Source organism: Blautia sp. HCP3S3_D9, from assembly GCF_052063845.1.
In the GTDB taxonomy this organism is placed as follows: Bacteria; Bacillota; Clostridia; order Lachnospirales; family Lachnospiraceae; genus Blautia_A.
Genome location: NZ_JBQHWS010000096.1, coordinates 1 through 13,940 on the forward strand (window position 1 = coordinate 1; position 13,940 = coordinate 13,940).

At 38.9% G+C, this 13,940-nt stretch carries 16 protein-coding genes; 2 read left to right on the forward strand and 14 right to left on the reverse strand.

The window, feature by feature from the left end:
• Together ACTNES_RS15185 and ACTNES_RS15190 are read right to left on the reverse strand one after the other, a co-directional pair.
• Positions 1–798, reverse strand: a 798-nt coding sequence (locus ACTNES_RS15185; protein ID WP_441039980.1) for an FAD binding domain-containing protein, incomplete at its 3' end; no start/stop codon positions are given.
• 349 nt (positions 799–1,147) lie between these two features.
• On the reverse strand, positions 1,148–2,488 hold the full coding sequence (locus tag ACTNES_RS15190; protein WP_441039982.1) for a hypothetical protein: 1,341 nt from the start codon (positions 2,486–2,488) through the stop codon (positions 1,148–1,150).
• Between the two features lie 543 nt (positions 2,489–3,031).
• Between ACTNES_RS15190 and ACTNES_RS15195 the strand changes: the two genes are divergently transcribed.
• Positions 3,032–3,619: an AAA family ATPase gene (locus tag ACTNES_RS15195; RefSeq protein WP_291809397.1), complete on the forward strand. Its 588-nt coding sequence runs from the start codon at positions 3,032–3,034 to the stop codon at positions 3,617–3,619.
• A gap of 331 nt (positions 3,620–3,950) precedes the next feature.
• On the opposite strand, the gene ACTNES_RS15200 is transcribed toward ACTNES_RS15195, so the two are convergent.
• The 11 genes from ACTNES_RS15200 to ACTNES_RS15250 form a co-directional block, all read right to left on the reverse strand.
• The gene (locus ACTNES_RS15200; RefSeq protein WP_441039984.1) at positions 3,951–5,060 is read right to left on the reverse strand and encodes a DUF362 domain-containing protein; all 1,110 of its coding nucleotides are present in this window, start codon (positions 5,058–5,060) and stop codon (positions 3,951–3,953) included.
• Between the two features lie 31 nt (positions 5,061–5,091).
• Entirely contained in the window at positions 5,092–5,907 is an 816-nt protein-coding gene (locus ACTNES_RS15205) for a hypothetical protein (RefSeq protein WP_291814674.1), read from the reverse strand.
• Complete coding sequence (locus ACTNES_RS15210; protein ID WP_291814676.1) at positions 5,900–7,027, reverse strand: AAA family ATPase; 1,128 nt, start codon at positions 7,025–7,027, stop codon at positions 5,900–5,902. Before ACTNES_RS15210 ends, ACTNES_RS15205 begins: the two co-directional genes overlap by 8 nt.
• 400 nt (positions 7,028–7,427) lie before the next feature.
• Positions 7,428–7,598, reverse strand: coding sequence for an Abi family protein (locus tag ACTNES_RS15215; RefSeq protein WP_441039987.1), 171 nt, complete (start codon positions 7,596–7,598; stop codon positions 7,428–7,430).
• 48 nt (positions 7,599–7,646) lie between these two features.
• Positions 7,647–7,850, reverse strand: a complete 204-nt coding sequence (locus ACTNES_RS15220) for a hypothetical protein (protein WP_441039989.1) — start codon at positions 7,848–7,850, stop codon at positions 7,647–7,649.
• A 353-nt stretch (positions 7,851–8,203) separates the two neighbouring features.
• The gene (locus tag ACTNES_RS15225; protein ID WP_291814678.1) at positions 8,204–8,638 is read right to left on the reverse strand and encodes a DUF2383 domain-containing protein; all 435 of its coding nucleotides are present in this window, start codon (positions 8,636–8,638) and stop codon (positions 8,204–8,206) included.
• 248 nt (positions 8,639–8,886) lie between these two features.
• Positions 8,887–9,339 carry a TspO/MBR family protein gene (locus ACTNES_RS15230; RefSeq protein ID WP_441039991.1) on the reverse strand — a complete coding sequence of 151 codons (453 nt, stop codon included), beginning with the start codon at positions 9,337–9,339 and terminating at the stop codon, positions 8,887–8,889.
• 247 nt (positions 9,340–9,586) lie between these two features.
• Positions 9,587–9,961: a GtrA family protein gene (locus tag ACTNES_RS15235; RefSeq protein WP_291814680.1), complete on the reverse strand. Its 375-nt coding sequence runs from the start codon at positions 9,959–9,961 to the stop codon at positions 9,587–9,589.
• 66 nt (positions 9,962–10,027) lie between these two features.
• A complete protein-coding gene (locus ACTNES_RS15240; protein WP_441039993.1) occupies positions 10,028–10,606 on the reverse strand; it encodes a phosphatase PAP2 family protein in 579 nt (192 codons plus the stop codon).
• Between the two features lie 147 nt (positions 10,607–10,753).
• Positions 10,754–11,008, reverse strand: a complete 255-nt coding sequence (locus ACTNES_RS15245; protein ID WP_291814684.1) for a hypothetical protein — start codon at positions 11,006–11,008, stop codon at positions 10,754–10,756.
• Positions 11,009–11,031: 23 nt separating this feature from the next.
• A complete protein-coding gene (locus ACTNES_RS15250; protein ID WP_331476518.1) occupies positions 11,032–11,262 on the reverse strand; it encodes a phosphodiester glycosidase family protein in 231 nt (76 codons plus the stop codon).
• Positions 11,263–11,694: 432 nt separating this feature from the next.
• Here ACTNES_RS15250 and ACTNES_RS15255 point away from each other — a divergent pair, with 432 nt between their 5' ends.
• Complete coding sequence (locus ACTNES_RS15255) at positions 11,695–13,080, forward strand: MATE family efflux transporter (protein ID WP_291814686.1); 1,386 nt, start codon at positions 11,695–11,697, stop codon at positions 13,078–13,080.
• Positions 13,081–13,190: 110 nt separating this feature from the next.
• On the opposite strand, the gene ACTNES_RS15260 is transcribed toward ACTNES_RS15255, so the two are convergent.
• A complete protein-coding gene (locus tag ACTNES_RS15260) occupies positions 13,191–13,622 on the reverse strand; it encodes a DUF6465 family protein (RefSeq protein ID WP_300336101.1) in 432 nt (143 codons plus the stop codon).
• Positions 13,623–13,940: the final 318 nt, after the last annotated feature.

The window sequence follows — 13,940 nt, forward strand, 5'->3', positions numbered from 1 at the left end:
TCCTACTGCTTCCCAGGCTCTTCTTGTCTGTACTTTTACAAGGAGAGTTCTGTATTCTTTGGAACCTCGCATATTGCCTGCTGTCGGAACATTCTCTGCCGCATATTCGGCAAATTTCTCAATTGCTTCTGCCTTCTGCTTCTTTGTCATATTTCTGAAGTTTTTAAGAATCTGTTTCTCGTCTTCCACAACCATGGCACGGGCAGGTCTGGCACCGATGACTGTTCTTGCTTCGTCTCCGATCACGGATGCTGTACAGGTCAGTACCGGGAAGTCTGTTTTGGTGTTTCTCTGGCTTAAGTAACAGGTAAGAAGCGGCTCTTTACGTACGATAATATTCACAAGAATGTCATTGTCCTTCTTCATGTTTACAAATTCAGTCAGTGGAATACGGCCTGCATCATACAGTTCTACCCATGTATCCATTCCCAGGAACATAGTCAGAACATCTGAGAAACCATATCTTCCATAAATACTTCCTCCCACTGTGGCACAGTTACGAAACTGTACTCCCACAATGTGGCAAAGGCTTTCTTTCATAGCTCCATGTGTGTAGGTGTTCAGAGCCTCATTTGTCTCCAGGTCGCGGAGAGGGGTCATGCACCCGATCACAAATTCATCATCATTCTCCGAGATCGTATCCAGTCCCAGACCGGACAGATCGATTGCTGTAGATACTGCTCTGTTGCTCATTTTCATCCAGACCATTCCGCCCAGGACGCGAGCTGTTTTCTTCTGGTTCAGCTCATAGGCTTCTGCCAGACTGTTTACCTTTACATAGCTTTTGATTTTCAGCATTAGTATCCCTTTCTTCCATACTTTTGTAACGTATCTGTCTGCACCCGTCAGACAGCCAATTAAGTATAATATCATAACCTAAAGAAAAAATCTATAAGTATCGTCAATCTTATAAATAAATTTTCCGCTATTATTTTAGCATATGAAAAATGATAGTGTCTATTGATAAAAATATCCAAAATATGACAAAAAAATCAGCAGGAATTGCAGAATCAGTGGTTATCTTTGAGATAATACACTGATCTTGCAGTCCTGCTGATACTGATATAAGTAAATTTCCGTCCACTGCTTATTGCTTTTCGCAATTAATATAGCGTATTTACCTGATCTGATCAGAACAGATATTTTTTCATTTGAATCCAGCGGATACCATGTCAGCTGATGATTCAGCGTTTTCCTCTGCATCTGCTGCAAATGCATCAACATCTTCCTCATTACTGCACTCACTAGCTGCCGCTTCCGCTTGTGTCTGTTCTTCCTGATCTGTTATTTTTTCTATATTTTCTACGGTCTCGTTTTCATCTGTATTTTCTGATGAAAGCGTAATAATTTTATAACTGGTTCCGGCAGGCATCTGCATCGTTGAAGACAGTCCTATAATCCCTGCCTGACTATTGGATATTGTTTTGGCTGCTGTTCTGTTATCGCAATTTACAGTGAAACTTACAGCAGGAACTTTTGTTTTTCTGTTTTCGCTTGCTGAAATGTTGTTATTTACAGAACTGTTTTTACTCTTGCCAGAATCTGTGTTCTTCCCCGTAGAAGCGGCATAGGACATTTTAGATACATTTACTGAGCCTGAGCTTCCTGCTGAACCGGAAGAGGTACTTGAAGAACTGTCAGAAGAACTTGCGGACACGTTCACACTCTGAATCGTTCCGCTAATGTCCGCAGTAATCTTCTGGTTCTTTGATAACTGGAGCAGTTTCTTTAATGTTGCAGAATATGCCTCTCTCTGTGCAAGAAGCTGTTCATAGTGAGCATCACTTGCACTGTTTTCCAACGTAAGCAGTTCTGTTCCTGAAGTGACACTCTCATTCTCACTGACATTAACAGCACTGACAGTTCCGGTTGTACCTGTAATCTCCAATGGTTCATGAATATAGAGATTTCCTGTTCCAAGCTCTTTTCCGTCGCTGTCAGTTACAATTACTTCATCGTCATATGTAGTTCCATTATCTGTCACTGTGACCGTACAGGTAGAACCAGAAACAGTTTCTGCATAAATAAGCTTGACTCTTCCATCTACAGATGCATCAATCGTATCCGTGTCATCGTCATCCTGACAATCACTGATCTGTTCATCCAGTTCCTGAATCTCTTCCTGCGTCTCTTCTACTGCTTTCAGAACTGACGCCTTACTGACTGTTGCAATAGTGTCACCCTTTGTTACCTGATCCCCAGACTCTACCGTGACCTCTTCAATCTCAATCCCTGATGGAATTGTCTGTGACTGAGCATCTGCCAGCGCCAGATTTCCGGTTCCTACTATCGTATTGGAAATGCTTCCCAGTTCTGCTGTTGCCGACTGCGCCTGCTTTGTATCCTCAGGCATTTTAACAACAGAATTCTGTTTATAATATAAAGCACCTCCAATTCCTCCTGCCGCCAGTACGCCTACAAGCGAAACTGCAATTACTTTCTTCTTTCTGCCCTTTCGTTTCTTTGGTATCACCTTGCTCTCAGCCATCTCTTCTTTCCCTCGTTTTGTTTTAGTATCAGAATACCTGTCTGCTCTTTTGTCCAGTTACCTGCCACCTTGTCACCTGATTTAAGTCAAGTGGATAAAAACATCTGCTTTACTACTTGCTCATAACCGAATATCTGCTCCGCGGTTGTATCAGATGACTTACTTGATCCGATTAAAATGTTACAGAAAAAGTGTGTGCAAATTTTGAGATGCCTGTGAAAACGAAGTAAAAAAGATGTGTGCAAAATGTGATAGCCTTCCCATTTTCGTATGTCCGGCTTTAATTTTTGTGTAGTATTTATAGTTTTTCTTGTACTGTTTTTGTTTTTTTATCTATTTTGCTGGCATTTTTCTGACATTAGTGTTATAATATTCACAAATAAAAGACTTGTTACTGCATTGCAGAACGTTGATATAAATAGTTTCAAGTCAGGCAGATAAAATCATCGCTTCACTGCGCAGTTCTATAACGAATACCCGCTTCGATTAAGAAACTATTTTATATTAGGCAGTAACAAGGTTATCATAAAGGAGGTTTTGATTATGAGTAAACGTGTGATTACAATAAACAGGATGCTCGGCAGTAATGGCCGTCTGATTGGCAAGACTCTGGCAGAGGAACTTGGATTTGCTTTTTATGACAAAGAGCTGATTGATATTGCAGCTCACAAAGAAAATATTCCTTTTGATATACTTGCCAAGGTTGATGAGAAACGAGGCAGTAACTGGCGTTTCCCAATTGACCATGAACTTCAGATGGACAGCGATTTCCATTTTGTTCCTATGAACGATGTACTTTTTGATCTCCAGCGTAAAATTATTCTGGAGGCTGCAGAAAAAGAAGATTGTGTAATCGTCGGACGATGCGCAAACTATATCCTCGACAACAAATGCCTGAGTGTATTTATCCACGCACCATTTGATTACCGTGTACAGACCATCATCGAACGCACAGGTCGTGAAGAAAAGAGTGCACAGAAGCTGGTTAAGAAAATGGATAAAGAACGCCGTACTTATTATGAATACTTTACAGATAAAAAATGGAAAGACATTACCCAGTATCATCTGGCATTTGACAGCAGTAAGTTCAGTCAGGATAAGATTGTGGAGATGATTAAAATGGCATTATAAATCTTATCATTTTCTCCGTTGTCTGATTTTGATCCTAAGCAACATCTCCATATATAAATATAAAAACAGGTTCTTCGGAGCCTGTTTTTATATTATACGTACTAAAAAATAGTCAAGCGGATAAAATCATCCGCTTCGCTACTTGCTCATAACCAAATAACTGTTCCGCAGTTTATCAGAAAGCGTTTGCACTCCTCCTGATACAAGCAAGTCCCCACCTACTGCTTATTACTTTTCGCAATTGAAACAGGGGACTTACTTGATTTGGTTAAACTCAAAAGGTATTTGATTCCTAATTTGATATCTACGAATCGCTTCACTGCATTAATAATTATTTTTTTGCTGATTCCATGTCTGAAATATATTGTTTTAAAAAATCATATATCTGATTTTCAGTAGGCGGACAGCCATTTACGTTATGCTCGAACTTACAGGTACAGGCGCCAACCCCCAGTTTTCCTGTTTTGCCGCGGTATCCCTGACCGATGCAGATCTTGGTATCCAGTTTTTCAAAAAGGCCGTCATTTTTCAACATTTCCAGAGCAGGGATCAGATATCCATAGCAGGCACTGCAGGATTCTACCTCTTCTACTGCATCCTGAAGTTCTACTACTTTTCGTGACTTTGGCAATTCTTTCCGGGCGGTTTCCTCGCAGAAAACAATGTGAGCATTTTCCAGATCGGTGCTCCCAACTCCCAATTGCTCAGCCAGTTCAATATACGGCACATCTTTCGTCGTATAATGCATAATCTGACAAACATAAGAATCTATCAATACCGGATCCATTCCTGCCCAGACACGATTCATCACTACCGGGTTACCGCCATCCTCAAAATCCAGATCTCCGCAGATATTATCGACAACAACAAAATCCTGATGGATCCCCGCGTTCAGATGCGCGATTGGGTTATGCAAACCCATTGCATGGAAACGGCGCTTCTCCGTATTCGGAATCAACCCCTTCATATTCTTTAACGCACAGGTAATCTTTGTCTGGCAATGTCCCTTCAGTACTGGAACATTGATCAGAAAATCAACATTTGCCACACGTTCGCAAATATTTAACTTCACGCCCCCGCAGTCACGCTCAATTCCCTTGTCCTTCTGCATATCCCAGAAAGGAACCTGATATCTCTCTGAAAGTTCACGATATCCGCAGACCTCATATGCCTCCGTTGTCTTATCCCCTACCCAGGATCCCTCAAGAACGGCAATCTTCCTGTATCCGTTCTCCTGCAGGTACTCTATGATTCCTGCTACGATTTCCGGATGCGTAGTAGCCCCCCAGGAAGCCTCGGATGGGGAGACGAGATTCGGCTTGATGCCGATCTGCATATCTGTGTCAGAGATCTGAGCTGCCAAATTGCACTGAGTCAGGAGAGCTTTTGTCATTTCTTTGTATTGGGTGCCGGTTTTTATATAGATTTCATTTTTGTTCATTTGTTTATTCCTTTTTTAGTTATTTAATCGATTATAGAACCGAATCGTTCGCATTATCATCTATATCAGAATCCTCATATTCTGTAATAATACCCAGTTCAAGTAATGCCATTGAAATAAGAGACAATAATGAAAATGTTGCATCTGTTTTTTGTTTTTCCTGTTGATAATCATAGACTCCTAATAATGTCGGTGCAAGATTATCTAAATCATACTCACCTAAATTAAACGCTTCCAAACCTCTATTCATTTCTGTTACTGCATGAATTAAATGCTCATCAGTTTCAATATCTTCTTCAGAAAAACCAGTCTTAGCGACCTCTGGTTTTAAATCTTTTCCAAGAAAATAAGATTGTAAAAAGACATTATCTTGAATACACGATAGCAAATAACTTTCGACTGCTGGATAGCTTAACAACAACTGTCCTTGATTTCCTTCTTCATCTCCATACGGATCAGTATACTTCATTACATATTTTCTTCGCAATTCATTACGTTTATAACTCAAATAGTCTCTGTCATACAAATAAAAAATAGGGCAATCTTCTGGTTTAATATTAAATTCGACATTTAAACGACGATACAATTCATCTAGCGCTTCTTCGGTCATCTCTGTCAACTGATTTTTAGGAAGATTCAAAGCAAACACTCGACACTGTGCATTACTTCCATATCCTATAAATTCATCAGACCCTCGCCTCAATTCTTGAACTTCATAGCCTAGAATATCAGCAAAAATTTTCTTTAACAACCTAAGTTCTGTTCCTCCAGTATCTGGACGTCCACCTTCAACAACGAAAATTACATTTCCTATATTTTTAGATTTATCAATTTTATAATTATTCATACGTTGGCAAACCCTCAAACATGCCTCCCAGGTACATTTTTTCCAAATTTTGAGCTTCTCTTGGCTTAAATTTTGAAATTCTAGTTACCATACTGCCATTCGCATCATTAAAAGTGACTAAATTGATTTGATCCGGACGAAATACGGAATTTGAAATCAAATTGGTATCATGTGATGTAATAAACAATTGGGATTTCTTAGCATTTTTCATGAAAAATTTAACTATCTTTTCTGCCAATTTGTTATGCAAACTATTTCCAAATTCATCAAATATCAACATTCCAGGATTTTCCAAAACATAAATAAGATTAGGTAACATATCTGCAAACACTTGATTTCCCTGAGATTCATCATAGAAAACACTTGGAAAAGGAAAACTCTTACGTTTGAAAAAGACAATTTTTTCATCCGATCCAACAAATACTGTTGCTCCTTCTCCTGTGCTTTTAGAACCATATTCCAAAAAGAAATCATAATTAAATTCCTGAAGGTATTCATTTAATTTTTTTACACCATGCTCTTCAGCATATTTTGTAATATTCCTTCCCCAAGATGCCCCTCGATTATATCCATCAATATAATACGAATTTTGCAGATAATTCATTAATTCTCGAAGTACTGGCTCTTGAGGAAATCTTCCTGTGTTAAATGATGCAGTTCGAAGAAATAAAGTTTCACTGTCAAGATTATCATCTGCCGAAACGGAATCATTGATTCTTAATTCACCTTTATTACCATCTCTTTTTAGAACTAATTTATCATCGATTGTTAATTCTTCTGAAATATTCTTTGTCCTTACATTACATTCAATTTTATAAACTACTTTTTTACCCGAGAAATCAAATTCATATTCTAAAACAGTAAACGGCTGTTTTGAAAAGCGGCATCGATATTGTTCAAAAGACTCTCCCTCTCCTTTAATCATATTGATCAGAAATGCAATTCCCTTCAAAGCATTCGACTTGCCAGATGCATTTGGTCCAATAAATAGGCCTCCTTTAAGTATAGAATTATCAAAAGTATTTGTCTTACCAAGTATAGTGTATTTAGATGCTGTAAAATCAAACTCAGTTCTATTCAAAAAAGACATAAAATTGGTTAGATACATTTTCGTAAGCATAGCAAAACCTCCCTCGTATTCTTATAAGTATAGTAAATAACCTCAAAATAAATGTCAATAATTATGTGTAATTTTTTTACACATATAATGTAATTAAATTACATATACCTCATTATGAGAACTTATTCCATTCCTCCTTCATCTGCAAGTCCAATATACATTACAGCTTTTTAAAGTCTATAGAATTTACATGTATTTCCGAGTAATCATCTATCTGTAAATTCATAACACCCATATATAAAATAATATAGGATTGTTTCATCATTTATCTCATCAATAATTTCCATTATAATATGTTTCTCATCCCTATTATGCTTATAACTCAAATAATCTCCCACACAAAATTACTTAATGTATCCTAATACCAGTTCTTTCAAATAGATTTTCTCATTTTCAATGTCTATAATATAGTTTTCAGTTCATCGGGTTTCAAAGAAAAGACTCGCCCAATATTGTTCTGATCCTGCTGTTCAAGATGCGAATAAAACACACTGATCGTCCCAATCGTTAAGGTATTTACTAATACCCACAGCGGAATATATCCATAATTCAACATATAATGTGAAACCATAGAATTATTCTTGCAAGATTAACTGCATTTGTAAATTCTTTTTTATTCTCATGCAGATATACCATTTAATAATCCCACCTCATACATATTTTTATAAATGCGTTCCGGATAATACGGTAGAAACGGTTTCATATTTTCAAATTTTATATTTTTCTTTTTCATATAGCAGATCAGTTGATTTGTCAGTTCTTCTCCATCTACTTCAGAAATCTCCACAATTTCTTTTCCATGATTTTTCGCCTCCTGTTTCATTTACAGCAACTCTGATCACAATCTGTCTGTGCCTGCGGTCTCTACCAGATAATGATCAGGCAACTGTCTCTTACTGTAAAAATACAATATCATTGGAGATTAAAAATTATAGTAGAAAAAGTTAAACAGTTCTTAAACAAAAATGCCACTGGTCATTTGTTTACCATCTTCTTGATTAGATTAGAATCTAACAAATTGGTGATGGGTTCCGTTTTTTGACCAGTGGCATTTGATAAAACATATTTACTTAAGTCAAGTGGATAAAATCCTCCGCTTCGCTACTTGATTCGGTTAAGATAATAAGCAATAGAAATCCTGTTTATATTTTCGTGTAACCAGAACTAAGTTTCTGCTTACAGGTATTTCTGCATATCATCCCGCAGATTCTCTTCCATTCTGATAAGTTTTTTTGCTGCGGAGATGCTTTCTGCGGATGCGTCTTTACATTGGTGCAGGGCTTCGGTGATGGACTGGATTCCCATGTTGCATCCATTCATGATGATCTTGACTGCCTGTTTGTTCTCATCTTCTCCTGTCATCATTTTGACGCCTGTGGTCATCCAGGAGAATGTGGAGACCATGACCCCCGGTTCTTTCTCCGGCTGTCCGGCGCGCAGGAGCATTTTGGAGACTTCTGCTTCCAGTTCTTTATGTCTGGAGCAGTATTTCTCGATCACGCCTGCGATTCCGGCGTCTGTTACGTGGTGCTGGACCTGCTCCATGCTCTCGATTCCCATTTTACATCCGACACTGCATTCTTCCAGCAGTTTCTTTGTGCTGTTATCCATTCTGGTTCCTCCTGTCATATGGCAGAAACTGACGATTCCGGGGCAAATGGATATCTGTAAACAGTATTCATTTAAAACGGCAGCTCCAAATTCAATTTCTCCATATAAATTCAAAAAATATTTTCTACATCGGATATAGTATGTGTATTTTTCACTTATCTATGTATTTATATAAACCAATCCTGGCAGAGTAATCAGGGTATGATTATTCAGACGTAATACGGCAATATGCTGTCCTAGAGGCTTTTTCACCTGTGCAGCGCAATGACTATATTTAAATATGCTGCAAATGTCAGCCATATCAGATACGGGATCAGAAGTTTTGCAGCTCCCGGATCGATTCTGGCAAATTCTTTTATCAGGAGAAATACCAGATACCATAGCAGTAAGATCCAGACTGCTGCAAATAACTGCCATCCCAGATTAAAAAAGAAAATCGACCAGAGGAAGTTTACTGCCAGCTGGATGAGATAGAGTTTCAACGCTTCTGCTTTTGGATTTTTCATGTAAATCCTGTAGGCAGAAATTCCCATCAGGGTGTAAAGAATCAGCCAGACAATGGGAAATATCCATCCGGGCGGTGACAGGGGTGGATGGTACATTTCCTGATATTTTTCCATGCTTCTGGAAGTAAGAAAGCCTGCAATCACTCCGGTTCCCAGAGAAATTAACAGGCTGACTGATAAAGGTTTTCGCTTCATCAAAAAACTCCATTGTTATAAAATCAATTTATTATATTCGGATATTATGAGCAACATTCCAGATTTAGCCGAATCAAACAGGCAGCAAAGTAAATTATAAATATCCTCTTAATTCTGTTACGAATATCTATCGCAGGAATTACCTCTCTGATAAATTTTCAGCATTTTACGAAATCACTGTAAGCCGACAGATATTTATAACAGATATGGGAAAAATCTGGCTGCTGTAATGTCTAAATTTCTATTGTTATCTGCTCATTTTCTTCGTAAAGATACACATCCTTTGCACCAGAAAACTCAGAATAAAAAGCGTAATCTCTGTCATGATCTTTGCATAAAAAACATCCAGATGCAGGCCGGCAGTATACATGCTCAGAAATATATTATTAAAAATCAGAACTGCTCCTGCCAGAGCCGCATATTTAACGGCTGTATCCGCAGATGGTTTCTTATGGAAAACTATTTTTGTATTGACCAGATAATTGTAAGTTCCGCTGACTAATCTGGCAGAAATGTTTGCTGCAAGTATCATATTCGGATTCTTATCTGTTGCAAATATCATGGCACTGAATAGTAAATAATCCAGACAGAAACTGGACAGCGAAGACAGTACAAACTTCAACAGCTCACCGTAAATACGTACGGAATCTCTGATAATCCGAAAATGAGAAGTACTGTTTTCCTCGTCCTATTCCCTCTTCCATTTATGAGAGAGACCTTCTGACTGCTCCTTTGCTTTTTTCTGATATGCCTGCATCAGATGATATGCCAGTGTGCTCGCAAATGCTGCTACGAGAAATCCTCCCAGAACATCACCAGGATAGTGTACACCCAGATAGAGTCTGGAAAAAGCTACCATACCCGCCAGAACTACTGCCGGAACTCCATATTTCTTTGGCAACATTCGAAAGAAAACCAGCGCACACGCAAAGGATGCACATGTATGACCGGACGGGAATGAAAAGTCCGTTGGTCTGGTGATCAGAGGAATAATCTCTGTATAAGCGTCAAAAGGTCTCGGGCGGGCAACAATATTCTTTAGCAGTACGTTTGTGATCAGGAATCCTATTGTAATGGAAAGTAATGCCGTGATCCCGACTCTGCGTGTTTTCTTCGGGATCAGCAACACTGCCGCCGCCACAAGCCAGAGCCATCCCCCATTTCCCAGGAAAGTGATCACTTTCCAGAATGGAGTCAGGGCAGCTATTCTTAAATGTTCCTGTATCCATAATAATATGCTCATGTCAAGCTGTTGTAATGTCATCATAAAGTTCACCCGCCTTATAATTTCTGTGTTCTTTTATCTTATGTTACTCGCCACTGCAATGATCGCTGCGGCTGTTTTTACAAATTCACCAGGCTTTCTCCTCGCAGCGGATTCTCTGCATAATCCGGTAATTTCCGCATGAGATGTTTATATATCTCTTTTGCTTCCATCAGAAACAGAGGACATGCTGAATAATATTGTATGCTGGTGTCTTCCGGAAAAAGTCTGCAGTATCGCATACAGAAATACGGATACATACAGAATATATGGAATAAAGGCTGCATGTCCTGTAAAGTCCATATAAGGATTATACCAGTCCAGCACTTTCAGTGCAATGCACACCATGCTGCATATGATACATATATTTAATAAAACTCCTTTGATCAGACTGACTGCCCACATAGATATCACCTTTGCCTTTCTACTTATATAATAAAGATTCTATCCGGAACTTCATGATCCGGTTTGTATGGATGGTTTATGATCTGGCTGTTTTTTGTCATGAATGTACAGTGACCGCCATCCAGATTGTAGGCTACCTTGCATTCCAGACTTTCAAATAGCTGGGACATTTCATTCAGGAACATTCCTCTGGAAGTATCCTGTCGGCCAAATATTTCAAGTCTTTCACCTCCTGTATGCTGACAGGATAGCAGGGGATGTTAAAGAAAATGAGAGAAATATATAAATATTTCTTAAACAAGTCCCGGTAGATTCTTTTTTTCTTTTCATCTTATCAGGCAGATATTTGCCAGATTTTTCCCACTACACTCTATACTGAACAACTGTAACTACGCAGTTTGCTCTTAAGATGTCTGCTCCGCAAATTATCAGGAAAATCTTATAAACCTCCTGATAACTTGCAAGTCCCCCATCCACTGCTTATTATTTCTGCAATTAGTTCAGGGGACTTACTTAATTCAGTCAAAAAGTCAAAATATCGTATAAATGTGTCAAAATAGAGATAGCGTCGATTCTGGAAAAAAGTTATGATAAAACAGATTAAAATGATTGTCTGATCAGACAGATAAAAGATTTCTGTTTCTGTTCTCAGTAACAAATTTATAATTTTTATTATGGGGGTAAATATGACAAATACGTTATCAACCGGTAAGGACGATTTTTACCGGCAGATGTTTAAGCTGACGATTCCGATCATCATTCAGAATCTGCTCAGTGCAGCGGTCAACTCCGCAGACGTAATTATGCTGAATTATGTCGGACAGTCTGCGATTTCTGCAGTGTCTCTGGCTGCCAATTACTCCAATATCCTGTTTATGGTATATTACGGACTTGGCACCGGCGCATCACTTCTGTGTGCGCAGTATTATGGAAAAAATAATATCCAGGCAATACATGCCATCGAGGGAATCGCGCTTCGTTTCTCGATCGCAATTTCTGCACTTGTTGCATTGGTTGCATTTTTTGCGCCTCAGCTTATGATGAAGATTTTTACATCTGATCCTGAACTGATCTCTATCGGTTCTTCTTATTTAAAAGTTATGGGTATTACTTATCTGTGCTGGGGTGTTACAGAAGTTTATCTGGCGATCCTGCGCAGTGTTGGCCGTGTAACGATCAGTATGGCACTGAATATGCTTGCATTCGTTCTAAACATTATCCTGAATGCGACTTTCATTTTCGGATTATTTGGAGCACCGAAACTTGGCGCTACAGGTGTTGCTATTGCGACAGCTTCTTCCAGACTGGTAGAACTTGTTGCATGTGTGATCGTTTCTTTTATGAGCAAGAATGTAAAGCTGAATCTGACTTATATGTTTATCCGCAGTAAGGTGCTGTTTCGTGACTTTATGAAACTATCACTTCCTGCACTTGGAAATGACGTTTCCTGGAGTGTGGCATTCTCCATGTACTCTGTAATCCTCGGACATCTTGGTACAGATGCAGTTGCTGCCAATTCACTGGTTACTGTTGTACGTAATATTGGCTCTGTTTTCTGCTTTGCAATTGCCAGTGCTGGAACGATTCTTCTTGGAAATGTTATGGGAAAAGGGGATCTGGAGAAGTCAAAAGTGTACGCTTCCAGAATGCTGAAGATGACGGTTATTGCAGGCGCGATCGGCGGGGTGATCGTATTTGCTATCACACCTCTGGTTATGAGATTTGCTTCTCTGAATGACGGGGCTATGTATTATCTGAAGTATATGCTGCTTATCAATACTTACTATATTATGGGGTCTGCGGTAAATACCGCCTTGATCGCAGGAGTGTTCCGAGCAGGCGGTGATACGAAGTTTGGGCTGATCTGTGATACGATTGATATGTGGGTATATGCAGTGCCTCTGGGATTCTTCGCAGCGTTTGTCCTGAAACTTCCGGTGCTTTGGGTGTACTTCCTGTTATGCACGGATGAGTTCGTGAAATGGCCATGGGTATTCCACCATTACCGTCAGGGAAAATGGGCGCAGAATATTACACGAGAAGATTTATTTGAACAGGAGAAAGCTTCATAAAATGTAATAATGAAAAGCAAAACAGCAGGTCTGCTCATTCATTGAACATTCCTGCTGTTTTTATGTCTGCAACTTCTCTGCGGACGTTCATTTTTCAGTTATAAAAATGATTATAATGTATTCAGGTCAATTTTGTAATCGTCGGAGCCCTGGCCGTCTACGGTGTAGTATGCGGCTTTCTGCTCTACGTTTAAATAAACGCTGATTTCTTTTCCTGCGATGCCTTTTGCTTTGATGTCTTCTTTGATTGCTTCTTCGATGGAGCTCATTGTAACTGCAAAACCAGGTAATTCGATAGTTGTTTCTACGAATTTTTTGATGTCGATATTCTTGGTCACTTCTTTTACTGCTTTCTTTACAGTTTCTTTTGCTTCTTCTACAACTGGAGCTTTCGCAAGGTCAGCAGCTGCATCTTTTGCTTCTTCGATCACTTCGGTAGCTTTAACAGTTGTTTTCTCTACTGTTTCTTTTACTGCCTCTGTAGCCTTGGTTGTTGCTTCTTTGATAGTTGTTTTTGCTCTTGAAGTTGATTTTTTTCTCATAATAATCTCCTATTCCAACTGATGGTCTAACAGTTTCGTATCAACCTTAACACAAAATCCAGATAATGTCAAATTTTTGTCATAATTAATCTGAATCAGGCAGATAAAATGTTACTGTTCACTCCGTTCTCAGTAACACGCTTCGCGATGCACAGAATTTATGCTAATCGCATAAATTCGCGCCGTATGTCTCGGGATTTTGGCATATTCATGCCAAAACACCTCGCGGAATAGTAGCGAGTGAACAGTAACAAAATTCAATCTACATCAATTCCACTTCTTCCAGACATCTGGCTGGTAGCCTACTGTTGCCTGTTT